This is a genomic window from Aminobacter sp. 01T433, assembly GCF_056398585.1.
In genome coordinates, this window is the sequence record NZ_JBFTPR010000005.1 from 334,429 (window position 1) to 358,246 (window position 23,818).

The window sequence follows — 23,818 nt, forward strand, 5'->3', positions numbered from 1 at the left end:
TCCAAGACCACAAAACGGCTTTTTAGGCAAGAGAAGTCGCGATTTTCGCGATATCAGCGAATGCGGTTTGCGCGCTCCAGCGCCTGTTTCATCTCGACATCGGTCAGGCCGCGCAAGAAGTCGTCCATCTCCGGATCATTGAGCCCGGCGCGGCGGGCATTGATGTACCAGGCCGCAGCGAGAATGGAATCGGGATCGACGCCGATGCCGCCCATGTAAAATTTGGCGAGACGGTTCTGGGCAGCGACGTTGCCGCCATCGGCCGCAAGCTTCATCCAGCCGAAAGCCGACTTCAGATCACGATCGCCGCCGCGCCCGTCGGCCATCCAAAGCCCGAGATCGAACTGGGCCGAGTCATAGTTCTGCCTTGCGGCGCGCACGAGCAGCATGCGCGCCTGCTTGTCGTCGCGGCGCTTGCCGCCAACGCCGTTGGCATAGATCTCGGCCATGGCATATTGCGCATCCGCAAGCCCTGTCGCCGCCGCCCGCTCATAATAGGGAACTGCTTTTTCCAGGCCCTTGCCCCCCGGCTCGCGCTGCACCAGCATCTGGGCGTAGTTGAACTGGGCGAGGCGGTTGCCGGCTTCGGCCGCCGACTGCATCAGGGCGCTGGCAGCCTTGTCATCACGGGTGACATAACGCCCGTCGAGCAGCAGCAACGCATACTGGAATTGCGCTTCGGCAACGCCTTGCTCGGCGGCGCGCTGGTACCATTTGGCCGCTTCGCCATCATTGCGCGCCACGCCCAGGCCCCGCGACAGGATTTCGGCCACCAGCGTCTGCGCGGCAGCATCGCCAGCCTCGGCGCGCGGCAGCGCCAGATTGTAGGCCGTCATGTAGAGGCCACGCTGGAACGCGCCATATGCCTCATCGGAAGGCTTGCCGCCAAAACGATTGGGGTCGATGCCATCAGGCGCCTTGACTGCCGGATTGGCACCGAGATCGGGTGCCCCCGCCGGCGCCGGAGCTGCAACAGGCGCTGGCAGCGGCGCGGGCGTCCTGTCCAACGGCATGGGTGCTGGGCCGAAGCGGTTGGGATCGATGGGGTCGATCACCTTGCCGAGCGAAGGAACCGCACCATGGTCGGACGGCGGAATCGGTGCGCTCTCGACAGCCATCGCGGGCTCGAGCCCAAAGCCCAGGCACAGCAAAGCGGCGAGAAAGCGCGAACGATTCATTGATGGCTACTCCTCGAAGCGCGGCGCGGTTTCGTCGAGCAGCGCATTGGCGCGGGCCACCGCCTCGCGCGGGTCGATGCCTTCGCCGAACACCGCCGACGATAGGGCGACAAACTCGACGCCTGTTTCCGCAACCGCCTGCACTGAGGCGATGTCGGAGCCGGCCATGACGATGCAGGGGATCTCGATCATCTCGGCCCACCACTGGCCAAGCGAAAGGTTGCGCGAATGCGGCTCGGGCTTGTTGTCGTAACCGAAGCGACCAAAGAAGATGTAGTCGGGCCGCTCCTCGCCGAGTTCGAGCGCATCGTCGCGCGTCTTGGCACCGCCGACGCCGACCATCATGCGCTCCTGGTAATTTTCGACGGCTTCGGCCAGCTCCGCCTTCTTGCCTTCGATGTGAATGCCGTCGGCCTGGACACGCCCGGCAACGCGGGTGTCACCGGCAACAACCACAGCCACGCCGGCCGCGCGTGCGGCGGCCGCAACCTTTTCGGCAAAGCTCTGGAACGAGCCTTCATCGACGCCCTCGCCCGGAAGGATGAGTGAAGCGACGTCGCCGCCGGACAAAGCCGCCTCGACATCCCCTGGCGAAACCGTAGGCGGCGCGATCAGCACGATGCGGCAGCGTTTGGGCGGCTTGTTTGCGTTCATGTTCTTCGATCCGGGTGCTTGACGCCTATGCAAGGCGATCATGTTTGCATTGGGGCATAGAACAAAGTGCCGCCGTTGAACAGGACGCGCGGCACTGCTCAAGCATATCAAAAGATTGGCGCGGCACTCGCCAACATCCAGCGATCCAGCTATCTCCGGGGAGAAAGGCCGCCCATGACTTCGCTTCTGCTTGATCCATGGTTTTACGCCGCCGCCGTGCCGGCGGTGATTCTCGTCGGCCTGTCGAAGGGCGGCTTTGGCGGTGCGGTCGGGTTTGTCGGCGTACCGCTGATGGCGCTGGTGATCTCGCCGGTGCAGGCGGCCGCCATCCTGCTGCCGATTCTCATCTTGATGGACGCGGTGTCGCTGTGGACCTGGCGCGGCGTCTTTGACCGTACGATTCTCTGGCAGATGTTGCCGGGGTCGATCATCGGCATCGGCATCGGCTGGCTAACGGCATCGGTAGTGACAGCCGACAATGTACGTTTCATCGTCGGCGCCATTGCATTCGCGTTCGTGGCGCGCTGGCTCTACACCAGCATCCGCCACGGCGCCGACCACAAGGCCGAGCCGAACCGCATCGCTGCCGCCTTCTGGGGCTCGATCGCCGGCTTCACCAGCTTCGTCGCGCATGTTGGCGGCCCACCCTTCCAGGTCTACACGCTGCCGCTGCGGATGGACCCAAAGGTGCTCACCGGCACAAGCGTCATCTTCTTTGCTGTGACAAACGCCATCAAGCTGGTTCCCTACTTCGCGCTTGGACAGTTCGGCACAGCCAACCTCGCCGCCTCGCTGGCGCTGATGCCGCTCGCGCCCTTGGCGACACTCGCCGGAGCCTGGCTCGTCAGGCGGATGCGGCCGGAGATCTTCTACCCCTTCACCTACGCCACGGTGGCGATCGTGGCGCTGAAATTGCTGTACGATGGTGTGGTCGACTTTATGTGAGGATGACCCGGCCCAATCGCTAAATTAGCTTTGCGGCGACAAGGGAGAAAACGTCATGGGAAAATACGCGGAAAACCTCGACAAGAACCTCGCCAATCACCAGCCGCTGACGCCGCTGAGCTTTCTCGAACGCGCGGCCAAGACCTTTCCCGAGCAATTGGCCATCATCCACGGCGACCAGCGCACAAGCTATCTGCAATGGTGGCAGCGTTCGCTGAAGCTTGCCTCCGCATTGGCAAAAAACGGCATCGGCAAGGGCGACACGGTGACGGTGATGCTGTCCAACACGCCGCCGATGTTGGAAGCGCATTTCGGCGTGCCAATGACCAAGGGCGTGCTTCACTGCCTCAACACGCGGCTCGACGCGGCGATCATCGCCTTCCAGCTCGACCATGCCGAAACCAGGCTTCTGATCGTCGATCGCGAATTCTCCTCCGTGGTCAAGCAGGCGCTGGCGCTGGCCACGGTGAAGCCGCTGGTCATCGACTATGACGACCCCTGTTATCCCGAGGACGCCCCCTACCCCAAGGGCGAACGCATCGGCGCCATCGACTATGAGGACTTCGTCGCATCGGGTGACGAGAGCTTCGCCTGGTCGATGCCCGACGACGAATGGGACGCGATCTCGCTCAACTATACCTCGGGAACGACGGGCAATCCCAAAGGTGTGGTCTACCATCATCGCGGTGCCGCGCTGATGGCCTACACCAACACCATCCATGCCGGCATGGCCAAGCACGCGGTCTATTTGTGGACGCTGCCGATGTTCCACTGCAATGGCTGGTGCTTTCCGTGGACTCTGGCCGTGCAGGCCGGCACCCATGTCTGCCTGCGCTGGGTGCGCGCCAAGCCGATTTACGATGCCATCGCCGACCTTGGCGTCACGCATCTGTGCGGCGCGCCGATCGTGATGTCGGTGCTGATCAACGCCCGCGACGAGGAGAAACGGGAGTTTCCGCAGCTGGTCACCTTCAACACCGCCGCTGCCCCACCGCCCGAGGCGGTGCTCGCGGGCATGGCCGATGCCGGCTTTGCCGTCACCCATCTATATGGCCTGACCGAAACCTATGGACCTGCCGTCGTCAACGAATGGCACGGCGAATGGGACGGACTGGAAAGGGGGCCGCGTACGGCAAAGAAGGCCAGGCAGGGCGTGCGCTATGCAGCGCTTGAAGACTTGACCGTGATGGACCCGGAAACGATGGAAAAGACACCTGAAGATGGCGAGACCATTGGCGAGGTGATGTTCCGCGGCAACATCGTCATGAAGGGTTACCTCAAGAACAAGAAGGCCACCGACGAAGCCTTCGCCGGCGGCTGGTTCCACTCGGGCGATCTCGGCGTGATGCATCCCGACGGCTACATCCAGATCAAGGACCGCTCCAAGGACATCATCATTTCTGGCGGCGAAAACATCTCGTCGATCGAGGTCGAGGACGCGCTCTACAAGCACCCTGCCGTTGCCTCGTGCGGGGTCGTGGCGAAGTCCGACGACAAATGGGGCGAGGTGCCTGTCGCTTATGTCGAGCTCAAGCCCGGCAAGATGGCGACCGAAGCCGAGATCATCGAGCACTGCCGCGGCCTGCTTGCCCGCTTCAAGGTGCCGAAGGCGGTGATCTTCGCCGAGATCCCCAAGACCTCGACCGGCAAGATCCAGAAATTCCGCCTGCGCGACATGGCCAAAGGCTAGAGGGTCGAGGGCGGCACCCTGTTGAACGCCGCCTTGGATCGTTAGACAGCGGCGGCCATCGAGGGACGCAAGCCGTCGAAGGCGGCCCAGAGACCGACGACGAAGACGGCTGCCATCGCCAACAGAATGGGCAGGTCCGAAGGCATCGGCTTCAGCACCATGTCGGCAACGATGATCAGCATCATGGCATAGTCGAAGCGCGCGACCTTGAGGATGCGCCGGCCCTGATCGAGGGCGGCTGGCGTTACACCATCGCGGGCGATCATTGCGGCCATGCGGTCGGCCGTGGGCTTGAACACCAGCGTGCCGATCAGGAAGGTCGTCACATATCCGGCCAGACCGATCATGATCCAGAGATCGCCGAAGCCGACCCAGAACCAGCACATGACAAGGCCAAGTGCCAAAGTTACCAGCGACGCCGGTGCAAACAGCCTGTTGCCGAGTTCGCCAACCGAACGCATCGCCTGCAGCATCCCCCCGGTATCGCCGGCACGGTCGGCGCGAACGGCAAGCAGCATGAGCGCGAAACCGCCACCGACCCAGATGACGGCGGCTATGACGTGCAGAAACTTGACGAGAGAGTACCAATCCATCTCCGAACCCTTTCCAATCCGGTTTTCCGAAAATGCTTCAGCTGATTTAGCCGCCGCTGATTTTCAGCGCCGGCAAATAGCATCGGCGCTGTTTCGGCATTGTGTCGGCGAGAAGAGGCGGATGTTTCGGCGGGCATATCAGCATGGGCTGACATATGATAATTTTCGCACACGCCGTGGGGACGGCGCATGTCGACGACCGGTCTCGGGGGAGGCGAACGGCCGGCACGGCTTCCTGGTGAACTTCCAATGTAACTGCCCTGCACGCGCGCGGCCTGGCCGCGCGGCATGCGGTGGAAACACTGCTGGTGCTAGTGCCCCTGCCTTGAGATCGGCAGTGATTTTGGCACGCGGATGCGAACCGCGCTGGCACCAAGGCTTGATGGTCTGAGATCAACCCATTCCCTGCGGGGAAAAGGCATTCGGAGAGAACTATGCAAGGGGTAGCACGGAATTTCTTCACGCTCGCCATCGTCTACGCGCTGGCCGGCATGGCACTTGGGCTGCACATGTCGATCAGCCAGAACCACGACCAGATGCCGGTCCACGCCCACACGATGGTTGCGGGCTGGCTGATGTCGGCGGTGTTCGCCTTCTTCTACCATCTGTTTCCGGTCGCCCGAGACAAGATGCTGGCCAAGATCCATTTCTGGCTGACGGCGGTGAGCGGCATCGGCCTTCTGGTCGGCCTGTTCTTCCTGCTCGGCGGCAATGCGGCGATCGAACCGGTGGTGGCAATTTCGTCGATGGGCTTTTACGCGGCGATATTTCTGTTCGCCCTCATCGCACTTCCGGTGGTCTGGAAGTCGTGAGTCGGCACAACATCAGCGGGGCGTTTCAAGCTTCATCGCTGTGCCGTGACGGCACAGTCGAAACTGACGAATAGCGAAATCGGCAGCGTCCTTAAGCGCCCATTAAGCATTCCCGTTGTTTACTGTGCATATCCAGTCATCTGGATTCTTACCGAGTGGTTGGAGCCACTTTGTTTGACGCCTCCCTGTTAAACTCTTGAGAGCCGCGCTTTTCCGCGGCTCTTTTTTTTCGCGCGCTAAGCCCTGGAACGCCCTCCAAAAGCGGTCCAATCCGGTGCGTTAACCCTTTGTTAAACATGCGCTTGCGTTCAGATCGACGGAAGCGCATTTTCATCGGGCTTAGCGTATAGGAGCGGGCCGCGCAGAATCCGTCGCCAAAGACGGGCAGAACGCGGATAGGGTTTTCAGGGTAGTGATGATGAACGAGCCTTCGAGGGAAAGCGGAAAAACGATCAAGCTCGCCGAAAGGCGGGTGTTTTCGCCGTCCTTCAAACCCCTCTACAATGAGGGCATGGGGCTGGTCGAACAGGCGGCCGAATATCTCGACGGCGCCGGACGTGTCGAGGCCAAGAAGCTGTCGCGGCTCGCCGCCACGCTTTACGCCGCCGAATCGATGCGGCTGACCACGCGCCTGATGCAGATCGCCTCGTGGCTGCTTTTGCAGCGCGCCGCAAATTCCGGCGAGATGACACGCGATCAGGTCGCGTCGGAAAAATCCAAGGTGCGGCTCGATACCGCTTCCGCCCATGACGATGCCGCCGGCTGGAACGAACTGCCGGGCGATTTTGTCGACCTCGTGCGCCGTTCGCTCCGCCTGCAGGCGCATGTGCGCCGCATGGACGAGGAGATCTACGGCAACGGCACGACCGTGGTTCCGGTACAGGCGATGCGCCGCAGCAATCCGGTGTCCGACCAGATTTCCCTGCTCAACACGGCCTTCGCCCGCAACTAACGGCGAGATGATCCCTGCGCCGAAGCAGGGATTGTTTCTGTTTTGTTCACATTTTTCTGGCGTCTTGCTTCCGTGGAGATAGAGTTCGCGGAATGAGAGAGATGATTCGTATCATTGGCATCGACCCCGGGCTTCAACGCACTGGCTGGGGCATCATCGAGAGCCTTGGCAATTCACTGCGTTTCGTCGCCGCCGGCACAGTCCGTTCCGACAACAAGGCAGCTCTCGCCAGCCGCCTGTGCCAATTGCATGACGGCCTTGCCGACGTGCTGCACCGCGAGATGCCGCATGAGGCTGCTGTCGAAGCGACCTTCGTCAACAAGGATGCCACGGCCACGCTGAAGCTCGGCCAGGCGCGCGGCATCGCCATGCTGGTGCCCGCCCGCGCCGGGCTGGTGGTCGCCGAATATTCGCCCAACGCCGTCAAGAAAGCGGTGATTGGCGTTGGCCATGGCGACAAGAAGCAGATCGCCATGATGGTCAAGGTGCTGATGCCGAAGGCCGTGTTCGACACCGCCGACGCCGCCGACGCACTGGCGATTGCCATCTGCCACGCCCACCACCGCCAGAGCCCGGCATACCGGCTGGCGGCGATGGCAGCCGCTCACGCCTGATGTTCTTGACTTGTTCTCATCGGAGCAGTAGGTAATACCGCAGAGGTATTACCATGCGCGTCACCACCAAAGGCCAAGTGACCATCCCGAAAGAAATTCGCGACCGGCTCGGCATCGAGGCGGGCTCGGAGGTGGATTTTGTTGAACGCGCCGATGGCGCGGTCGAGCTGGTGCGTGGTCCAGAGCCAGATATGCGGGCAAAGGCGCTTGACCGCAGTCTGGAGGATTGGTTCCGGCGCATCGAAGGCACGGGCGATAGCAATCTGACTGCCGATGACATCATGGCCATGACCAGGGATCGTGATGTCCGCGACGATCATTGATTCCAACATCATCATTGATGTCGTCGAGCCTGACTCGCAGTGGGCCACGTGGTCCAGGCAGCAGATTCGAGAAGCCCGGCGTTATGGCGACCTGATATTCAATGTCGTCGTCGCAGCCGAAGTCTCGCATGAGTTCGTTTCGGCCGAGCGCTATCAAGGCGTTTTCGTCTCCGCGCTGTGGACCTTCGAGGACATACCTTTCAAGGCGGCGCTGGCTGCCGGTTGGGCGCACCGCGAATACCGGCTGCGCGGCGGTCGACGAGAGCGCACCTTGCCGGACTTCCTGATCGGTGCACACGCCATGGTCTCCGGACACCGCTTGCTGACCCGCGACGCCTCACGCTACCGCACCTATTTTCCCAACCTCGAAATCATCGCTCCCGATACTCATCCATGACGAGGCTAAAAACATGATTGGCAAGTTGAAGGGCACCGTCGATGAGGTCGGCGAGGATTTCTGCGTGCTCGACGTGCATGGCGTCGGCTACGTCGCTTTTTGTTCTGCGCGCACGCTGGCCGCCCTGCCCGGCGCTGGCGAAGCGGCGGTCCTGTTCATCGAGACCTATGTCCGCGAGGACATGATCCGGCTCTACGGCTTCAAGTCGGAGCTGGAGCGCGAATGGTTCAAGTTGCTGCTGGCCAATGTCCAGGGCGTCGGCGCCAAGGTGGCGCTGGCGATCCTGTCAACGCTTGCGCCCTCCGATCTCGCCAATGCGATCGCGCTGCGCGACATCGCCATGGTCTCCAGGGCGCCGGGCGTCGGCAAGAAGGTCGCCGAGCGCATCGTCACCGAGCTCAAGAACAAGGCCCCGGCCTTTGCCGGCGAGGCCTCGGGCACCATCGGGCTCAAGCAGGAACTTGGCGAGGGCGTAGCGCCTGCCCCGATCGCCGACGCGGTCTCCGCACTGGTCAATCTCGGCTATTCCCGCGACATCGCCGCCAATGCCATTGCCGCTGCCATGAAGAGCGTCGGCGACGACGCCGACTCCTCCAAGCTGATCCGCTTCGGCCTGAAGGAGCTGGCGCGGTGAGCGCCTTGCTCGGGGTACGTATTCTTACTACATTAGAATTGTAAGAATTTTACCGAGGAGTAGGAAAATGGGCGGATACGCCACCCTGACCTCGAAAGGTCAGCTCACCATTCCAAAGGATGTGCGGGACGCGTTGACGTTGAAGCCGGGCGATACGATTGCCTGGACCGTCGTTGACGGCCATCTGATAGGCACGCCGCGCAATATCGAGTTTGCCGATCTCGCAGGGTTCCTGGGCAACCCGCCCGGCGGACCAGCAACACTCGAAGAAATCGACGCCGCCGTCAGAAGCGCGGTCGGTCGCCATGTGACCAGCGATCACAACGGCCACGATGGTCGTGAGGATGCGGCGTGACGCAGATCGGCATCGACACCAATATATTGCTGCGCATGGTACTGAACGACGATGCGGATCAGCGCGCGAAAGCTCTGGCTTTCGGTACCGGCCTCAGCGAACAAAACCCCGGATGTGTCAGCCTGATCGTCCTCATCGAGTTCGCATGGTCGTTGAGTTCGCGCTACCAGCAGTCGAAGCAGCAGGTGCTGGTTACGATCCAAAGACTGCTCAACGTCAAATCCCTGATGTTTGAAGATTTCGATGCCATAGTACGTGCTATTGAGCGCTCTAACTCCGCACAGGTTGATTTCTCCGACGCGTTGATTGCCGAACACAATCTCCAGCTAGGCTGCTCGCATACCGTTACCTTCGACCAACGCGCCGCCAAATCCATTCCATCCATGGAACTGCTTACGTGAACTCGCCCGACCGCATCATTTCCCCCGACAAGCGCGGCGAGGACGCCGATACCAGCCTGCGCCCGCAGACGCTCGACGACTTCGTTGGCCAGGCGGCGGCGCGGGCCAATCTCAAGATCTTCATCGAGGCGGCCAAGGGCCGTGGCGAAGCACTCGACCATGTGCTGTTCGTCGGCCCGCCCGGCTTGGGCAAGACCACGCTTGCCCAGATCATGGCGCGCGAACTCGGTGTCAATTTCCGCTCGACCTCAGGCCCGGTCATCGCCAAGGCGGGCGACCTCGCCGCTCTGCTCACCAATCTCGAAGAGCGCGACGTGCTGTTCATCGACGAGATCCACCGGCTGAGCCCGGCGGTCGAAGAAATTCTCTATCCGGCGATGGAGGACTATCAGCTCGACCTGATCATCGGCGAAGGCCCAGCGGCGCGCTCGGTGAAGATCGACTTGGCGAAATTCACGCTTGTGGCCGCGACCACTCGGCTTGGCCTTTTGACCAACCCGCTGCGCGACCGCTTCGGCATCCCGGTCAGGCTCAATTTCTACACCGTCGAAGAACTGGAGCTGATCGTGCGCCGTGGTGCCCGCATCTTGGGCATGCCACTGGCCGACGACGGCGCCATCGAGATCGCGCGGCGCGCCCGCGGCACCCCGCGCATCGCCGGCCGTTTGCTCAGGCGCGTGCGCGACTTCGCATCGGTGGCCGATTCCGGCCCGGTGACACGACGCATCGCCGACGAGGCGCTGTCGCGGCTGGAGGTCGATTCGCTCGGCCTCGATTCGCTCGACCGGCGCTATCTCTCGATGATCGCGATGAATTTCGGCGGCGGCCCGGTCGGCATCGAAACCATCGCCGCTGGCCTGTCCGAACCGCGCGATGCCATCGAAGACATCATCGAGCCCTATCTGATCCAGCAAGGGTTCATCCAGCGCACCCCGCGCGGCCGCGTGTTGACGGCGAACGCCTGGAAACATCTCGGGCTCGAAATCCCCCGCGACCTCGCCGTTCAGCAGATCAACCTGTTCCAGGAAGAAGAATGAGCCCACCTGGCTATCGACCCGGACTGATCGCCGACATCATTCGGCTGCACGCCGACTATTATGCACGCGAGTGGGGTTTCGGCCTGCCTTTCGAGGCAAAGGTCGCTGGCGAATTGTCAGCCTTCATGGCCGCTTTCAGGCCCGGTCTCGACTTCTTCGCTGCCCAGGACGACGCAAGCGGTGCACTTTTGGGCACGATCAGCCTGGAGGCGCCGACCCCGGCAGAGCCGCTTGCACATCTGCGCTGGTTCATCACCAGCGACAAAGCGCGCGGCACGGGGCTTGGCCGCCGGCTGACGGGTGCGGCGATCGAGCATGCCGATGCAAAAGGCTTTCCGGGCGTCTATCTCACGACATTCGACGGGCTGAAACCCGCCCGCCACCTCTATGAGTCTTTCGGATTCGCGCTCGTCGCGGAAGAAGAACGCGACCAGTGGTCCGGCGGCGTCCGCGAGCAACGTTTCGAGCGCCACAGGGCTCGATAAGCTGACGTCCAGCCTCTTAGCACAGGACCGACGAGAACCTACGGCGCTTGCTCCACTGGAAACGGCGTCGGCTGCCAGATCTTGGCAAATCCCTTGGGCAGCATGGCGATCCGCATTGCCTCCCAGGCGGCGAGCTGGCGGGCGATGCCGGCACGGTCGCCTCTATCCAGTAGTGGCCCCAGCGGCTCCACCACCGAGGCGACTTCAGCCTCGGCGAAACCCGGAATGCACCACAACGAACGGCCATGCCTGAGATCGTCAAGCTTGGCGCGGGCGGTTTCGAGATCGCCGCGCGCAGCATGCAATGACACACCGCGCAACTCGTCGATCTCGAAATCACGATGGGGAATGGGCTTGGTGGCGAGATAGGCAACCATATCGTCGAGCGTTACGATGCTGCGAAAAAGCGGGAGGATGTCACGCTCGATCTGCTCAATGAAGTATTCCGGCATGGCTGGGTCGTCCCACCGCCACAGGCCGGGGCTGTCGCTAAAGATACGATCGCCCCAGTTGAGGGGGAAGTGCCCAACAGGCTCGCAAAAATGGGTCACGGCCCATTGGGGAACGAAGTAGGTATCGTGGTTGCGGCTCAGTATGACGATACCGCGCAGCACGTGGCGTATCGGCTTCATCACCAGCCAGCGGCCGATCACCTCCATGTCGGAGTGGCGCGCGAGCAGCGGCTGCAGATGACGCTTGATCAACTCGGACGCGGTCATTCGTATGGCCTCACCTCGCTGCCCAAACCTTGTAGATCAATCGCAGGAAGATCCCCGACGCACCAACGGCGCCTCAGGATCATGCGGCACCCTAGGGGCCTGTCTCCACAGGAAATGGCGTCGGCTGCCAGATCTTGGCAAAACCCTTCGGCAGCTTGGCTATGCGCATCGCTTCCCACGTGGCGAGCTGGCGGGCGATGCGAGCAACATGCCGCTCAGCAAGCCGTGGAATGACGATAGGCCGAGCGGCATTGAGTGATCCTAGGCGATGTTCATGGACACTCAGGCAAGCTCAGGAGATTGTTTGGCTGATCTCCATCCGCTTCAGTCTTAAGATACTTGTTGCCAAAGCGACTAGTGGCGACGATTACCCACACAGTATCACCTGCCGGACGACTGACGTAGAAGCGCCACGTACCGTTTTCGATACCGTTGATTGCATCTACTTGCGTAAGCTTCCAACGTGTTCCGTCTGCATTTGCGCCGCCAACGTCGGTTATTCGTTCCCAAGCGTTGTCGCGGTCCCATTTGTTTATGCACTTAATTTGATGAGTAGCTGCCATCTAAGAAAGTTCCTGTATTCAAGCCCACAGCACGCTTGACGGGACCAGCCATCGAATTAGGGTGATCATGTTCTTCATGCGCCGAGCCGTCCTGTGGCTAGGTTGCGGTAGCGGCGGCGAACTTGCGATTCGCCGCCGTTAACATTGGACTGCAACCACCGCGTGAAATGCAACCCTTCCATCGCCTCACCCCCGTTATTCACAGGACTTTGTTCTGTTTTCGTTTTCGAAACGATCTGCACTCGTTTCCCAAAATGCATCGTTTTGGGCAACTCTGCGGTTGTGGCTGGAGGCTGAGCTAGCCTAATTGTGGTCGGTTACCTCAGCCCCCTGACCACCTCCAGCACATCTGGCTCGGCCTTGCGCCCCTCGAATTCGTCGACGATGCCGAAGGCGCCGCCATAGCCCCAGATCGACCAGGCAAAGCCGTGCGCTTCCGCGCGTCCGATCATGTCGGCGACATAGGCCGCACGCCAGGCACCCGGCATGATCTTGGGGTTGTTGTATTCCTGCCGGATCATGCCGAACTCGCCGAGATAGATGTTTTCGGGCGAAATACCGTTTTTCCTGGCCCAGTCGGCGACCCGCCTGAACGGCGCGTCGAGCTCGGCTTCGAGTTTTTCCTTGCTGTCGATGAGCGCCACCTGCTCGTCGAGATAAGCGAGCATGCCGGGACGGCGCAGCAGAGGCGCTTCGGCCTTGATCTTCGCCCTCACCTTGTCGAGGGCCGCGTCGAGTTCGGCGCGCGGCACGGCATAAGGCGGATAAGGCAGCCCAGTGACGTAGGGAATGAAATCGCCGGCCCAGGTGGCGCCCTGATGGGTGAGCAGGAAAGGCTGGTAGGAATGGAAGGTCCAGATGACATTGTCGTCCGGAATATCCCTGGGGTCGAGCGCGGCGAGTCCCTCGGAGCTGCCCCAGCAACTGCCTGAGAGGATCAAGGTCAGCCGGGTCGCCGAGGCGCGCGCGGCGGCATAAAGGCGCTTGAGATGCTCCGACCAGAGTTTTGGCTCGGTCGGCTCGCAATCGACCACCGGCTCGTTCATCAATTCGAACGCCACCTGGGTCGGGTCTTCCTTCGACAAAGTGAGCGCCATCTGGCGGACCAGTTCGACATAGCGATCAAAATTTGCCGGATCGTCCATCACCTCCGCCATGCCGATCTGGCCGTTGCCAGCAGCCGAAATGAGATGAAGGTCGACAACCGCCTTGAGCCCGGCGGCATTGACGAGCCGGGCCGACTGAAGAACGCTTTCCAGCAACTGGCCGCGCAGCGCCGTGGTCTTGTCGGACAGGAACACCGAGGGGTCGACGGGAATGCGCACGACGTCGAAGCCTGTGTCCTTGAGCGCCTTCAGGTCGCTTTCGCCGAGCCGCTTGCGCCATTCGGGAAATGGCAGGATCACGTCTGGGTTGCCCCACTTGTCTTGGCCGGGCCAGGTCTCCCAGATGTCGAGATTGATGCCGCGTTTCATCGAAAAGCTGGCGGCACTGACTGAGGCAACCGGCAGGACCAGCATCAGCAGCGCCGTCAGACAGGTCTTGATCATCGCCATTATTGCTGCCATCCGGTTCGCTACGGACAAGACTGGTGCCCAAAAGCCCGGAAAAAGGAAAGCCCCATGGCCGATCATGGTGAATTCGACGCGCTGGCTGCCGGCCTTGCCGGCGCATTGACGCCGTTCGGCCACCGGCTGATGGCGCGGGTCTATTATGCAGACACCGATTTTTCCGGCGTCGTCTACCATGCGCGTTATCTCGAATTCTTCGAGCGCGGCCGCTCGGACTTCCTTAGGCTCGCCGGTGTCCATCACACCGAACTCGCCGACGGCAAGCATGGCGAAAAGATCGTCTGGATTGTGCGCCGCATGGAGATCGATTTCCGCGGCTCGGCCAAGATCGACGATGTGCTAACCATCGAAACCCGCACGGTCGAGATATCAGGCGCCCGGATCACCATGGCGCAGCAGCTCAAGCGCGGCGAAGACGTGCTGGTGGAAGCGCGCGTGGAAGCCGCGATCATCGGCGAGAACGGGCGCCCGAGGCGCTTTCCCAAGGAGTGGATCGACGCCTTCATGCCGAAAGCGTGAACACAGTCGCGTTACCAGATCCCTCAAGCGAGCAAACCCAACGTTGCGGCAACGCGCGGTGCCTCACTTCCTAACCCATCCTTAACCATAACGGCCCATTAAGGGAGCAGTGAAAGTCGTAAGGATTCCGAGCGGCCTTCCTTTCACCAAATTTCGCCCCGAAAAGGCCGAAAAGGCGCATTTTGGGGCACTTCCGGAAGCATCGCGCGAACGGACCACGATGGGATGATGCGCAAGGGCTAGCCACAAGCCAGGCCCGGAAATCTTAAGGACTGTTACAAGATGGAAACTCTACCTCTCGCCCATGCCGGCGCGGAATTGTCGATTTGGGCGCTGTTCTGGCAGGCAGGCTGGGTGGTCAAGCTGGTGATGCTAGGCCTGCTCGGCGCTTCAGTGTGGACCTGGGCGATCATCGTCGACAAGCTGGTTGCCTACAACCGCATGCGCGCAGCCCTGACGCGCTTTGAACAGATTTTCTGGTCGGGCCAGTCGCTGGAAGAACTCTACCGCAACCTTTCCGACCGAAAGACCACCGGCATGAGCGCGATCTTCGTCGCCGCCATGAAGGAATGGAAAAAGAGCTTCGAGAAGGGCGCCAAGTCGCCTCTGGCGCTGCAGACCCGCATCGACAAGGCAATGGACCTGGCGCTGACGCGCGAAATGGAGCGGCTGGAAGGCCGGCTCGGCTTCCTCGCCACCATCGGTTCGGCAGCACCCTTCATCGGCCTGTTCGGCACCGTCGTCGGCATCATGACCTCGTTCCAGGCCATCGCCGGCTCGAAGTCGACCAACCTCGCGGTCGTCGCCCCCGGCATCGCCGAGGCGCTTCTGGCAACGGCCATCGGCCTGCTCGCCGCCATCCCGGCCGTCATCGCCTACAACAAGCTGTCATCCGACGCCGGCAAGATCGCCGTCCGGATGGAAGGATTCGCCGACGAGTTCTCCGCCATACTGTCGCGCCAAATCGATGAAAAAGTCGCGCAGCGGGCCTGAGGAGTAGACCATGGGTATGTCAGTCAGCGCGGGCGGCTCCGGCCGCGGTTCACGCGGCCACCGGCGGCGCGGCCGCCATCACGGCCTGATGTCCGAAATCAACGTCACGCCCTTCGTCGACGTCATGCTGGTGCTGCTCATCATCTTCATGGTGGCGGCCCCGCTGATGACGGTGGGCGTGCCCATCGATCTGCCCGAAACCCAGGCCAAGGCGCTGAATTCGGAAACGCAGCCGATCACCATTTCCATCAACGAGGCCGGCCAGATCCATATCCAGGAAACCGAAATCCCGCTTGAGGAAGTGGTTGCCAAGCTCGGCGCCATTGCCAAGGCCGGCTACGAGGAACGCATCTATGTGCGCGGCGACAAGACCGCCGACTACGGCACGGTGATGAAGGTCATGGCCCGCATCCAGGCTGCCGGTTACAACAAGATCGGCCTCGTCACCCTTCAGGAACAGAGCCAGTAGTCCCCAAATGAAGATGAAGGCCGGCCTCACGACATCTGTGGTTTTGCATGCAGCGGTGCTGGGCTTTGGCCTGTTCACCCTGTCGGCGCCGAGCGCCCTCGAAGTCGCCGACGTCGAGGCGTTCCCGGTCGACATCGTGCCGGTGGAATCGATCACCCAGATCCAGAAGGGCGACAAGAAGGCCCCGGCGAGTGAAAAGCCGGCGCCGAAGCCGACGAGCCGACCCGACATCGTGCCCAACGCCCAGAACGTCGGCGACAACAAGACCGACAGCGACAAGCCGCCGACGCCCGAACCGACGCAGAAGGAAATCGACGTTGCGGCGGCCCCGCCGCCCTCGCCCAAGCCTGAGCCGAAACCGACGCCGGTCGAGCAGCCCAAGCCAGAGCCCGCCAAGCAGGCCGAGCCCAAGCCTGTGCCCGTTCCGGCAACCGAGGTGACGCCGCAGCCGCAGCCCAAGCAGGAGGTCAAGCCCGACCCGGTGGCCGAGACGATCGTCTCCGACCAGGCCGAGGCCGAAGCCGTCAAGCTGCCCGAAAACGCACCCTCGCCCGAGGCAAAGCCGCAGCCGCCCCAGGCGCAGACGGCCAAGACCCCAGACCGCAAGCAGGACGACAAGCAAACCCAGCAGGCGTCGTCCAAGCCCAAGTCGGAAGAGAAGGAATTCAACGCCGACGAGGTCGCAGCCTTGCTCAACAAGCAGAAGCCTTCGGGTGGCGGCGCCAAGCGCTCGACCGATCAGGCCGCGCTGGGCGGCAAGAAGGACACCGGCGGCAACAAGCTGAGCCAGAGCGAAATGGACGCGCTTCGCGGCCAGGTCCAGCGCTGCTGGAACGTGCCGGCGGGCGCCATGGATGGCGGCGGCCTCAAGGTTTCCGTACAGTTCAAACTGACCCCCACCGGCGAGATCGAGGGACGGCCGGAGATTATTTCCGGCGGCGGTTCGGCCGGTATCGAGCGCGCAGCTGCTGAATCGGCGCGCCGCGCCGTGCTTCAATGCGCGCCCTACAACCTGCCCGCTGACAAATATGCGGGCGGCTGGGATCAAGTCATCGTCAATTTCGACCCGAGCGAGATGTTCTGAGCGCCCCCGCTCATCCGGAACTAAGAGGCCTATCTAATGAAGCATGTAATCAGAGCGATCTTTTTGATCAGCGCCATGGCGAGCGGCATGACCGCCTTTGCAACCTTGCCCGCACGCGCGCTGGTCGAGATCGACGTCAACAAGGGCAATGTCGAGCCGCTGCCGATCGCCATCACCGACTTCCTGTCGGGCGATGCGATGGGCGCCGAGATCGCCGGCATCGTTGCCGCTGACCTGCAGCGCTCGGGCCTGTTTGCGCCGATCAACAAGGGCGCCTTCATCGAAAAGATTTCCAACCCCGATGTCGCGCCGCGCTTCGAGGACTGGAAGGTCATCAACGCCCAGGCGCTGGTGACCGGCCGCGTCAGCCAGGAAGCAGACGGCAGGCTCAAGGCCGAGTTCCGGCTGTGGGACACCTTTGCCGGCCAGCAGCTCGCTGGCGAGCAGTTCTTCGCCAACAAGACCAATTCCCGCCGTATCGCCCACATCATCGCCGACGCCATCTATGAGCGTCTGACCGGCGAAAAGGGCTATTTCGACACCCGCGTCGTGTTCATCGACGAGTCGGGCGCCAAGACGGCGCGCAAGAAGCGCCTCGCCATCATGGACCAGGACGGCGCCAATGTGCGTTACCTCTCCGACGGCCGCTCGATGGCGATGACGCCGCGCTTCTCGCCGACGCGTCAGGAAATCACCTACATGTCCTATGAGAGCGGCCAGCCGCAGGTCTATCTCCTGCAGATCGAGACCGGCCAGCGCGAACTCGTCGGCAACTTCCCCGGCATGACCTTCGCCCCGCGCTTCTCGCCCGATGGCCAGAAGGTGATCATGAGCCTGCTGCGCGATGACGGCAATTCCAACATCTTCTCGATGGACCTGCGCAGCCGCACCACCACGCGCCTGACCAACTCAAGCGCCATCGACACCTCGCCCTCCTATTCGCCTGACGGTTCCAAGGTGGTGTTCACCTCCGACCGCGGCGGTCGTGCCCAGATCTACGTCATGGGTGCGGACGGCTCGGGCCAGACCCGCGTCTCCTTCGGTGACGGTACCTATTCGACCCCCGTGTGGTCGCCGCGCGGCGACCTGATCGCCTTCACCAAGCAGTCCGGCGGCCAGTTCCAGATCGGCGTGATGAAGACCGACGGCTCGGGCGAGCGCATTCTGTCGACCGGCTACCAGCAGGAAGGCCCGACCTGGGCGCCCAACGGCCGTGTCGTCATGTTCTTCCGCGATCAGCCCGGCGGTGGTGGTCCCAAGCTCTATTCGGTGGATCTCACCGGCCGCAACGAGCAGGCAATCCCGACTGCGGGCTTCGCCTCGGACCCGGCCTGGTCGCCGCTGCTGGATTAACGCATCGGCCTAAAAACCCAGATCGGCTTTCGGGAACTGGATGAAACGCCGCGCGTCGGAAACGACGCGCGGCGTTTTTGCAACCATGGCCATTAACCTTCCCCCGAAAGGCGCGACCAATCGGCCAGGCGGCGTCATTTGCCCAATGATGCCGCCTTTCCGCCGTATTTCCGCCTACGGTGCGCGGCGAAGTACATGTTGGACGATTGCCATATTGCGGGGACGCGACAGGCAAGTGGCAACGAAATTTTAACCACGTTTCTTGAATGCCGGTTAACCGCAACGTGGTTACTGGATGTTCAACGAAATCACTCGAATGCGAAGGAGAGGCGGGATGCGCCAGATCGCGAAATTTGCAACCAACCCCGTGGTCGTGGCCCTGATAGCCTCGCTGGCGATTGCTGGCTGCGCCTCGAAGAAAACCCCTAACAGCGCGGCCGATCTCGGCCTCGGTGGCGCCGGCGCGGCGACCCCGGGTTCGGCGCAGGACTTCACCGTCAATGTCGGCGACCGCATCTTCTTCGATACCGACTCCTCGTCGGTTCGCGCCGACGCGCAGGGCATTCTCGCCCGTCAGGCCCAGTGGCTCGCCAAGTACAGCCAGTACGCTGTCGTTGTCGAAGGCCATGCCGACGAACGCGGCACCCGCGAATACAACCTTGCACTCGGCGCTCGTCGTGCCGCAGCTGCCCGCGACTACCTGATCTCGCAGGGCGTTCCCGCCAAGCGCCTCAAGACGATCTCCTACGGCAAGGAACGTCCGGTCGCCGTTTGCGACGACATTTCCTGCTGGTCGCAGAACCGTCGTGCTGTGACGACGCTCTCCGGCGCCGGCAGCTAAGTAGCTTAAAAGCCACAGAGTTGAACGAAAGGCGGTCTTCGGGCCGCCTTTTGCTTATCTGCAAGCTCGAAACAAAATTTGGCCGAAGTCTCGCGTCCTGATAAATGACGAGAGCGCATCGGCGCAAAGCAACCCATTCTCTTCCACGGCGAGAGGCTAATGCATTTTCGATCAATCCTGAGTGGCACGCTTGCCATCTTCCTTTTGTCCGGGGCCACAGCGCATGCGCGTGACGGTTTCGGCATCGACTTCCCAAAGATCGGCCTGCCGGGCGTATTCGGCAGCAAGACCCAGAGCAATGAGGGCACGATCCAGCTTGCCCAGGCCGGCGACCCGCGCGTCGCGGCACTCGAAGAGCAAATCCGCAAGCTCAATGGCAGCATCGAGGAACTGAACTTCCAGATCCTGCAGATGCAGGAGCAGCTGCGGAAAATGCAGGAAGACAACGAGTTCCGCTTCCAGGAGCTCGAAGGTGGCGGACAAAAGAAGTCCGACGCTTCCGGCAAGACCAACAGCTCGATCGTTGAGGCGCCCACGGCGCCTCAACCCGGCGGGACGCAGGCTGCCACGGCCTCAGCGCCTGCCGCCGGCGGGCACTCCGTCGAAGACGTGATCGTTGAATCCGGTACCGGCGAGCCAGGTGCCGGTGGCACGGGCACGCCACCGACGACCTTCGGCACCATCACGGTCGATGCCAATGGCAACGTGGTGTCTGACTCCTCCAACCCTCAGGCCGCAGCATCAGCGCAGCCGAAGGCACCTGTCGCAGCACAGCCGGCACAGCCAAAGGCCAATGGCACCGCCGTTGCCGCATTGCCTGACACCAACGACCCCAACGAGCTTTACCGCAACTCCTACCAGTTCGTGCTTTCGGGCGACTACACCACCGCCGAGCAGGGTTTTCGCGACCATATCTCGCGCTTCCCCAACGATCCCAAGACGGCCGACGCCCGTTTCTGGCTCGGCGAGTCGCTGCTTGGACAAAAGAAGTATCGCGATGCGGCCGAAATCTTCCTCGCCGCCAGCAAGGCATATCCAAAGTCCAAGAAGGCCCCTGAAATGATGCTCAAGCTCGGCGTTTCCCTGGCCGGCCTGAAGCAGCGCGACGTCGCTTGCGCCACCTTCAGCGAGATCGGCAAGCGTTATCCCGACGCCTCCGGAGCGATCAAGGAGCGGGTCAAGCAGGAACGGGCTCTCGCCGCGTGCTGACGCAGCCGATCGACGCCGATTTTTTTCAAGACTTTTCCGAGTTCGATTTTGCCTCGCACAAAATAGTCGTCGCAGCGGTTTCCGGCGGTAGCGACTCGACAGCCCTCCTTCTTCTTCTCAAATCCCATCTCGAGCGGCACGCGCCCTCGACGCGGCTTTTGGCGGTGACCGTCGACCACGCGCTGCGGCCCGGTTCGGACGCCGAGGCCGATCAGGTGGCGCAGCTCTGCGCACGCCACGGTGTCAGCCACCGGACGATGCGCTGGACCGGCGACAAGCCGTCGACCGGCATCCCGGCTGCGGCGCGAGACGCGCGCTACGATCTGCTGGCTCAGGCCGCCCGCGAGGCGGGTGCATCAATCGTCGTCACCGGCCACACCGCCGACGACCAGGCCGAAACAGTACTGATGCGCGGCGCGCGCGGGACCGGTCGTGGCAGTGCCGGCATGGCACCCGCGACTTTGTTTTGCGGCGACGTCTGGATCGTCCGCCCCCTACTTGGTCAGCGCCGAGAAAGACTGCGTGAGGTGCTCAGGGCACGCGGCACAGGCTGGCTCGACGACCCGACCAACACCAACGAGGCTTATGAGCGGCCGCGCATGCGGCTGTCGCTGAGCGAGAGCAGCGATCAGCGTATTGAAAACACGCTGATCGAGGCACGGAGGTCGGGTGCCGCGCGAACCGACCTTGGCGCGCGCGCAGCAAGCCTGATCGCCGAACACGCGAGCCGCGCGGCACCAGGCCTGCTGCGCCTCGACCCGGCACTTACGCAAGCGCCCGATAACGATGCGGCGGCTTACGCGCTGCGCATCCTCATTTCCGTGGCCGGGGGCATGGCGCATTTGCCCGACGAGGCGCGGGTGCAGAACCTTCTGGTGCGCCTGGCCAGCAATTCGAAGCAAGCAAAACCGGCCCGCGCCACATTGTCGCGCGCACTCATCGATGCGCGCGGCAGTGGAATTTTCCTGCTGCGCGAAGGACGCGGATTGCCCCAGACAATGCCGCTGGCGGCTGGCATCTGGGACGGCCGCTACAGGCTTTCGCCAACCGAAGACACAACAGAATTGACCGTGGCGCCGCTAGGTTTTTCCGCCGCGAAGGCAACGTCATCGCAAGCTAATGCACCGCAAAGTCTTGTCAGGGCGGCACTTGCGGCCGAGCCAGCACTTTGGCGCCAGGAAACATTGGTCGGCTTGGCAGTTCTAACAAATGCAGTCGCACTCGCCGCGCCTTGGGCGCGCTTCTTGCCGGCTTTCGATCTCGCCGTAGCTGCGTCTCTCCAAAAGTTGATCGGTTCCGACCCAATCCCGGTCTCGCCATGCCATAGTCACATTGGTGTTTGACCTTAACCCAGACTTAGGGACGTGCTTGGCAATGTGGGAGCCGGTGCCTATGTTAGGGACAAGCTTACTCTCACCATCCGCGTTCCCCACGAACGCCAACGGGATATTCGATGAATCCGAACTATCGCAACTTCGCGCTGTGGGCGATCATAGCCGTTCTGCTCATCGCCCTGTTCAATCTGTTCCAGACCCCGCAGACCCGCGGCGCGTCGAGCGAAGTGGCCTATTCGCAGTTCCTGCAGGATCTGAACTCCGGTCGCGTCAAGACGGTGACGATTGCCGGTGACCGCATCAGCGGCACCTATATCGACAACTCGACCGGCTTCCAGACCTACTCGCCCGGCGACCCGACGCTGGTGTCGCGGCTTGAGCAGAAGAACGTCACCATCAACGCCCGTCCTGAAAATGACGGTTCCGGCTCGATCTTCTCCGTGCTGCTGTCCTGGCTGCCGATGATCCTGATCCTTGGCGTGTGGATCTTCTTCATGCGCCAGATGCAGTCCGGTTCCGGCCGCGCCATGGGCTTCGGCAAGTCCAAGGCCAAGCTTCTCACCGAAGCGCATGGCCGCGTCACCTTTGGTGATGTCGCCGGCGTCGACGAAGCCAAGGCGGACCTCGAAGAGATCGTCGAATTCCTGCGCGAGCCGCAGAAATTCCAGCGCCTGGGCGGCAAGATCCCGCGCGGCGTGCTGCTTGTCGGCCCTCCCGGCACCGGCAAGACCTTGCTTGCCCGTTCGGTCGCCGGCGAAGCCAATGTGCCCTTCTTCACCATCTCCGGTTCGGACTTCGTCGAAATGTTCGTCGGCGTCGGTGCAAGCCGCGTCCGCGACATGTTCGAGCAGGCTAAGAAGAACGCACCCTGCATCATCTTCATCGACGAAATCGACGCCGTCGGCCGCCATCGCGGCGCTGGCCTCGGTGGTGGCAATGACGAACGCGAGCAGACGCTGAACCAGCTGCTGGTCGAGATGGACGGCTTCGAGGCCAATGAGAGCGTCATCCTGATCGCGGCGACCAACCGTCCCGACGTTCTTGATCCCGCGCTGCTGCGTCCGGGCCGTTTCGACCGTCAGGTCGTCGTGCCGAACCCCGACATCGTCGGCCGCGAAAAGATCCTCAAGGTCCATGTCCGCAACGTTCCGCTGGCGCCAAATGTCGACCTCAAGGTCATCGCACGCGGCACGCCGGGCTTCTCGGGTGCTGACCTGATGAACCTCGTCAACGAATCCGCACTGATGGCGGCGCGCCGCAACAAGCGCCTCGTCACCATGCAGGAATTCGAAGACGCCAAGGACAAGATCATGATGGGCGCAGAGCGCCGCTCCTCGGCCATGACCCAGGCCGAAAAGGCGCTGACTGCCTATCACGAGGCCGGCCACGCCATCCTCGCGCTCAACGTGCCGTCGGCCGATCCGCTGCACAAGGCGACGATCATCCCGCGCGGCCGTGCGCTCGGCATGGTCATGCAGCTGCCTGAAGGCGACCGCTACTCGATGAGCTACAAATACATGATCTCGCGTCTGGCGATCATGATGGGTGGCCGCGTTGCCGAAGAGTTCAAGTTCGGCAAGGAAAACATCACATCGGGTGCGTCTTCCGACATCGAGCAGGCGACCAAGCTGGCGCGCGCCATGGTCACGCGCTGGGGCTTCTCCGACAAGCTTGGCCATGTCGCATATGGCGACAACCAGGAAGAGGTGTTCCTTGGCCATTCGGTCGCACGGACGCAGAACGTCTCGGAAGAGACCGCGCAGATCATCGACGCCGAAGTGCGCCGCCTGATCGACGAGGCCTATTCGACCGCCAAGACGATCCTGACCAAGAAGAAAAAGGACTGGATCGCGCTGGCCGAAGGCCTGCTCGAATACGAGACCCTGTCTGGCGAAGAGATCAAGCAGCTGATCGCCGGCAACAAGCCCTCCCGCGACATGGGCGACGACACCCCGCCCTCGCGCGGCTCGGCCGTGCCCAAGGCCGGCTCGACCCGCGGCAAGAAGAAGGGCTCGGAGCCCGAAGGCGGCATGGAACCCCAGCCGTCAAGCTGAGGCCCGCGAACGCTGAACGAATGAAAAACGCCGCTGAGG

Annotated in this window: 27 protein-coding genes; 21 read left to right on the forward strand and 6 right to left on the reverse strand. The window is 62.3% G+C overall.

What is annotated here, in order from left to right; translation table 11 throughout:
* Positions 1-53: 53 nt before the first annotated feature.
* The gene (locus tag AC1DLV_RS10975) at positions 54-1,178 is read right to left on the reverse strand and encodes a tetratricopeptide repeat protein (RefSeq protein ID WP_476800091.1); all 1,125 of its coding nucleotides are present in this window, start codon (positions 1,176-1,178) and stop codon (positions 54-56) included.
* 6 nt (positions 1,179-1,184) lie between these two features.
* Positions 1,185-1,832 carry a thiamine phosphate synthase gene (locus AC1DLV_RS10980; protein ID WP_476800092.1) on the reverse strand — a complete coding sequence of 216 codons (648 nt, stop codon included), beginning with the start codon at positions 1,830-1,832 and terminating at the stop codon, positions 1,185-1,187.
* 174 nt (positions 1,833-2,006) lie between these two features.
* Here AC1DLV_RS10980 and AC1DLV_RS10985 point away from each other — a divergent pair, with 174 nt between their 5' ends.
* Together AC1DLV_RS10985 and AC1DLV_RS10990 are read left to right on the forward strand one after the other, a co-directional pair.
* Complete coding sequence (locus AC1DLV_RS10985) at positions 2,007-2,777, forward strand: sulfite exporter TauE/SafE family protein (RefSeq protein WP_476800093.1); 771 nt, start codon at positions 2,007-2,009, stop codon at positions 2,775-2,777.
* A 55-nt stretch (positions 2,778-2,832) separates the two neighbouring features.
* Positions 2,833-4,467 (forward strand): acyl-CoA synthetase, encoded by a 1,635-nt coding sequence (locus AC1DLV_RS10990; protein WP_476800094.1) that lies wholly within the window; start codon positions 2,833-2,835, stop codon positions 4,465-4,467.
* Between the two features lie 41 nt (positions 4,468-4,508).
* On the opposite strand, the gene AC1DLV_RS10995 is transcribed toward AC1DLV_RS10990, so the two are convergent.
* Positions 4,509-5,060, reverse strand: a complete 552-nt coding sequence (locus AC1DLV_RS10995; RefSeq protein ID WP_476800095.1) for a DUF2269 family protein — start codon at positions 5,058-5,060, stop codon at positions 4,509-4,511.
* A gap of 434 nt (positions 5,061-5,494) precedes the next feature.
* Between AC1DLV_RS10995 and AC1DLV_RS11000 the strand changes: the two genes are divergently transcribed.
* The 10 genes from AC1DLV_RS11000 to AC1DLV_RS11045 all read left to right on the forward strand — a co-directional run bounded on the left by AC1DLV_RS11000 (position 5,495) and on the right by AC1DLV_RS11045 (position 11,070).
* Positions 5,495-5,872, forward strand: a complete 378-nt coding sequence (locus AC1DLV_RS11000) for a hypothetical protein (RefSeq protein WP_476800096.1) — start codon at positions 5,495-5,497, stop codon at positions 5,870-5,872.
* A 418-nt stretch (positions 5,873-6,290) separates the two neighbouring features.
* A complete protein-coding gene (gene rcdA / locus AC1DLV_RS11005) occupies positions 6,291-6,824 on the forward strand; it encodes a protease adaptor protein RcdA (protein ID WP_476782364.1) in 534 nt (177 codons plus the stop codon).
* Between the two features lie 92 nt (positions 6,825-6,916).
* On the forward strand, positions 6,917-7,438 hold the full coding sequence (ruvC, locus tag AC1DLV_RS11010; protein WP_476800097.1) for a crossover junction endodeoxyribonuclease RuvC: 522 nt from the start codon (positions 6,917-6,919) through the stop codon (positions 7,436-7,438).
* A gap of 53 nt (positions 7,439-7,491) precedes the next feature.
* Entirely contained in the window at positions 7,492-7,761 is a 270-nt protein-coding gene (locus AC1DLV_RS11015) for an AbrB/MazE/SpoVT family DNA-binding domain-containing protein (RefSeq protein ID WP_476800098.1), read from the forward strand.
* Positions 7,742-8,158 (forward strand): type II toxin-antitoxin system VapC family toxin, encoded by a 417-nt coding sequence (locus AC1DLV_RS11020; protein WP_476800099.1) that lies wholly within the window; start codon positions 7,742-7,744, stop codon positions 8,156-8,158. Before AC1DLV_RS11015 ends, AC1DLV_RS11020 begins: the two co-directional genes overlap by 20 nt.
* A 13-nt stretch (positions 8,159-8,171) precedes the next feature.
* Entirely contained in the window at positions 8,172-8,792 is a 621-nt protein-coding gene (ruvA, locus tag AC1DLV_RS11025) for a Holliday junction branch migration protein RuvA (protein ID WP_476800100.1), read from the forward strand.
* Between the two features lie 67 nt (positions 8,793-8,859).
* On the forward strand, positions 8,860-9,147 hold the full coding sequence (locus AC1DLV_RS11030) for an AbrB/MazE/SpoVT family DNA-binding domain-containing protein (RefSeq protein ID WP_476800101.1): 288 nt from the start codon (positions 8,860-8,862) through the stop codon (positions 9,145-9,147).
* Positions 9,144-9,548 (forward strand): PIN domain-containing protein, encoded by a 405-nt coding sequence (locus tag AC1DLV_RS11035; RefSeq protein ID WP_476800102.1) that lies wholly within the window; start codon positions 9,144-9,146, stop codon positions 9,546-9,548. Before AC1DLV_RS11030 ends, AC1DLV_RS11035 begins: the two co-directional genes overlap by 4 nt.
* Complete coding sequence (gene ruvB, locus AC1DLV_RS11040) at positions 9,545-10,585, forward strand: Holliday junction branch migration DNA helicase RuvB (protein ID WP_476800103.1); 1,041 nt, start codon at positions 9,545-9,547, stop codon at positions 10,583-10,585. The genes AC1DLV_RS11035 and ruvB overlap by 4 nt, the downstream gene beginning before the upstream one ends.
* The gene (locus tag AC1DLV_RS11045; protein ID WP_476800104.1) at positions 10,582-11,070 is read left to right on the forward strand and encodes a GNAT family N-acetyltransferase; all 489 of its coding nucleotides are present in this window, start codon (positions 10,582-10,584) and stop codon (positions 11,068-11,070) included. The genes ruvB and AC1DLV_RS11045 overlap by 4 nt, the downstream gene beginning before the upstream one ends.
* Positions 11,071-11,108: 38 nt before the next feature.
* Here the strand turns inward: AC1DLV_RS11045 and AC1DLV_RS11050 are convergent, their stop codons facing one another.
* From AC1DLV_RS11050 to AC1DLV_RS11060, 3 genes are all read right to left on the reverse strand, one after another.
* Entirely contained in the window at positions 11,109-11,789 is a 681-nt protein-coding gene (locus AC1DLV_RS11050; RefSeq protein WP_476800105.1) for a hypothetical protein, read from the reverse strand.
* 272 nt (positions 11,790-12,061) lie between these two features.
* Positions 12,062-12,352 (reverse strand): DUF3892 domain-containing protein, encoded by a 291-nt coding sequence (locus AC1DLV_RS11055; protein ID WP_476800106.1) that lies wholly within the window; start codon positions 12,350-12,352, stop codon positions 12,062-12,064.
* Between the two features lie 317 nt (positions 12,353-12,669).
* Positions 12,670-13,920: a glycoside hydrolase family 5 protein gene (locus tag AC1DLV_RS11060; protein WP_476800107.1), complete on the reverse strand. Its 1,251-nt coding sequence runs from the start codon at positions 13,918-13,920 to the stop codon at positions 12,670-12,672.
* A 54-nt stretch (positions 13,921-13,974) separates the two neighbouring features.
* On the opposite strand from AC1DLV_RS11060, the gene ybgC reads away from it, so the two are divergent.
* The 9 genes from ybgC (at position 13,975) to ftsH (ending at position 23,779) form a co-directional block, all read left to right on the forward strand.
* Positions 13,975-14,442 carry a tol-pal system-associated acyl-CoA thioesterase gene (gene ybgC, locus AC1DLV_RS11065; RefSeq protein WP_476782352.1) on the forward strand — a complete coding sequence of 156 codons (468 nt, stop codon included), beginning with the start codon at positions 13,975-13,977 and terminating at the stop codon, positions 14,440-14,442.
* A 282-nt stretch (positions 14,443-14,724) separates the two neighbouring features.
* A complete protein-coding gene (tolQ, locus tag AC1DLV_RS11070; RefSeq protein ID WP_476782351.1) occupies positions 14,725-15,435 on the forward strand; it encodes a protein TolQ in 711 nt (236 codons plus the stop codon).
* Between the two features lie 16 nt (positions 15,436-15,451).
* Entirely contained in the window at positions 15,452-15,904 is a 453-nt protein-coding gene (gene tolR, locus AC1DLV_RS11075) for a protein TolR (RefSeq protein WP_476782369.1), read from the forward strand.
* A gap of 13 nt (positions 15,905-15,917) precedes the next feature.
* Positions 15,918-16,988: a hypothetical protein gene (locus AC1DLV_RS11080; protein ID WP_476800319.1), complete on the forward strand. Its 1,071-nt coding sequence runs from the start codon at positions 15,918-15,920 to the stop codon at positions 16,986-16,988.
* 36 nt (positions 16,989-17,024) lie between these two features.
* Complete coding sequence (gene tolB, locus AC1DLV_RS11085) at positions 17,025-18,341, forward strand: Tol-Pal system beta propeller repeat protein TolB (protein WP_476800108.1); 1,317 nt, start codon at positions 17,025-17,027, stop codon at positions 18,339-18,341.
* 334 nt (positions 18,342-18,675) lie between these two features.
* Entirely contained in the window at positions 18,676-19,182 is a 507-nt protein-coding gene (gene pal / locus AC1DLV_RS11090) for a peptidoglycan-associated lipoprotein Pal (RefSeq protein WP_476800109.1), read from the forward strand.
* A 159-nt stretch (positions 19,183-19,341) separates the two neighbouring features.
* The gene (gene ybgF, locus AC1DLV_RS11095; RefSeq protein ID WP_476800110.1) at positions 19,342-20,391 is read left to right on the forward strand and encodes a tol-pal system protein YbgF; all 1,050 of its coding nucleotides are present in this window, start codon (positions 19,342-19,344) and stop codon (positions 20,389-20,391) included.
* Positions 20,385-21,734 carry a tRNA lysidine(34) synthetase TilS gene (tilS, locus tag AC1DLV_RS11100; protein ID WP_476800111.1) on the forward strand — a complete coding sequence of 450 codons (1,350 nt, stop codon included), beginning with the start codon at positions 20,385-20,387 and terminating at the stop codon, positions 21,732-21,734. The genes ybgF and tilS overlap by 7 nt, the downstream gene beginning before the upstream one ends.
* 110 nt (positions 21,735-21,844) lie before the next feature.
* Positions 21,845-23,779, forward strand: a complete 1,935-nt coding sequence (ftsH, locus tag AC1DLV_RS11105; protein WP_476800112.1) for an ATP-dependent zinc metalloprotease FtsH — start codon at positions 21,845-21,847, stop codon at positions 23,777-23,779.
* Positions 23,780-23,818: the final 39 nt, after the last annotated feature.

Excerpts from the sequence above, each read along its gene's own strand:
- AC1DLV_RS10975 (WP_476800091.1), bottom strand. The coding sequence starts at position 1,178 with ATGAATCGTTCGCGCTTTCTCGCCGCTTTGCTGTGCCTGGGCTTTGGG.
- AC1DLV_RS10980 (WP_476800092.1), bottom strand. The coding sequence starts at position 1,832 with ATGAACGCAAACAAGCCGCCCAAACGCTGCCGCATCGTGCTGATCGCG.
- AC1DLV_RS10985 (WP_476800093.1), top strand. The coding sequence starts at position 2,007 with ATGACTTCGCTTCTGCTTGATCCATGGTTTTACGCCGCCGCCGTGCCG.
- AC1DLV_RS10990 (WP_476800094.1), top strand. The coding sequence starts at position 2,833 with ATGGGAAAATACGCGGAAAACCTCGACAAGAACCTCGCCAATCACCAG.
- AC1DLV_RS10995 (WP_476800095.1), bottom strand. The coding sequence starts at position 5,060 with ATGGATTGGTACTCTCTCGTCAAGTTTCTGCACGTCATAGCCGCCGTC.
- AC1DLV_RS11000 (WP_476800096.1), top strand. The coding sequence starts at position 5,495 with ATGCAAGGGGTAGCACGGAATTTCTTCACGCTCGCCATCGTCTACGCG.
- rcdA (WP_476782364.1), top strand. The coding sequence starts at position 6,291 with ATGAACGAGCCTTCGAGGGAAAGCGGAAAAACGATCAAGCTCGCCGAA.
- ruvC (WP_476800097.1), top strand. The coding sequence starts at position 6,917 with ATGAGAGAGATGATTCGTATCATTGGCATCGACCCCGGGCTTCAACGC.
- AC1DLV_RS11015 (WP_476800098.1), top strand. The coding sequence starts at position 7,492 with ATGCGCGTCACCACCAAAGGCCAAGTGACCATCCCGAAAGAAATTCGC.
- AC1DLV_RS11020 (WP_476800099.1), top strand. The coding sequence starts at position 7,742 with ATGTCCGCGACGATCATTGATTCCAACATCATCATTGATGTCGTCGAG.
- ruvA (WP_476800100.1), top strand. The coding sequence starts at position 8,172 with ATGATTGGCAAGTTGAAGGGCACCGTCGATGAGGTCGGCGAGGATTTC.
- AC1DLV_RS11030 (WP_476800101.1), top strand. The coding sequence starts at position 8,860 with ATGGGCGGATACGCCACCCTGACCTCGAAAGGTCAGCTCACCATTCCA.
- AC1DLV_RS11045 (WP_476800104.1), top strand. The coding sequence starts at position 10,582 with ATGAGCCCACCTGGCTATCGACCCGGACTGATCGCCGACATCATTCGG.
- AC1DLV_RS11050 (WP_476800105.1), bottom strand. The coding sequence starts at position 11,789 with ATGACCGCGTCCGAGTTGATCAAGCGTCATCTGCAGCCGCTGCTCGCG.
- AC1DLV_RS11055 (WP_476800106.1), bottom strand. The coding sequence starts at position 12,352 with ATGGCAGCTACTCATCAAATTAAGTGCATAAACAAATGGGACCGCGAC.
- AC1DLV_RS11060 (WP_476800107.1), bottom strand. The coding sequence starts at position 13,920 with ATGGCAGCAATAATGGCGATGATCAAGACCTGTCTGACGGCGCTGCTG.
- ybgC (WP_476782352.1), top strand. The coding sequence starts at position 13,975 with ATGGCCGATCATGGTGAATTCGACGCGCTGGCTGCCGGCCTTGCCGGC.
- tolQ (WP_476782351.1), top strand. The coding sequence starts at position 14,725 with ATGGAAACTCTACCTCTCGCCCATGCCGGCGCGGAATTGTCGATTTGG.
- tolR (WP_476782369.1), top strand. The coding sequence starts at position 15,452 with ATGTCAGTCAGCGCGGGCGGCTCCGGCCGCGGTTCACGCGGCCACCGG.
- AC1DLV_RS11080 (WP_476800319.1), top strand. The coding sequence starts at position 15,918 with ATGAAGGCCGGCCTCACGACATCTGTGGTTTTGCATGCAGCGGTGCTG.
- tolB (WP_476800108.1), top strand. The coding sequence starts at position 17,025 with ATGAAGCATGTAATCAGAGCGATCTTTTTGATCAGCGCCATGGCGAGC.
- pal (WP_476800109.1), top strand. The coding sequence starts at position 18,676 with ATGCGCCAGATCGCGAAATTTGCAACCAACCCCGTGGTCGTGGCCCTG.
- ybgF (WP_476800110.1), top strand. The coding sequence starts at position 19,342 with ATGCATTTTCGATCAATCCTGAGTGGCACGCTTGCCATCTTCCTTTTG.
- ftsH (WP_476800112.1), top strand. The coding sequence starts at position 21,845 with ATGAATCCGAACTATCGCAACTTCGCGCTGTGGGCGATCATAGCCGTT.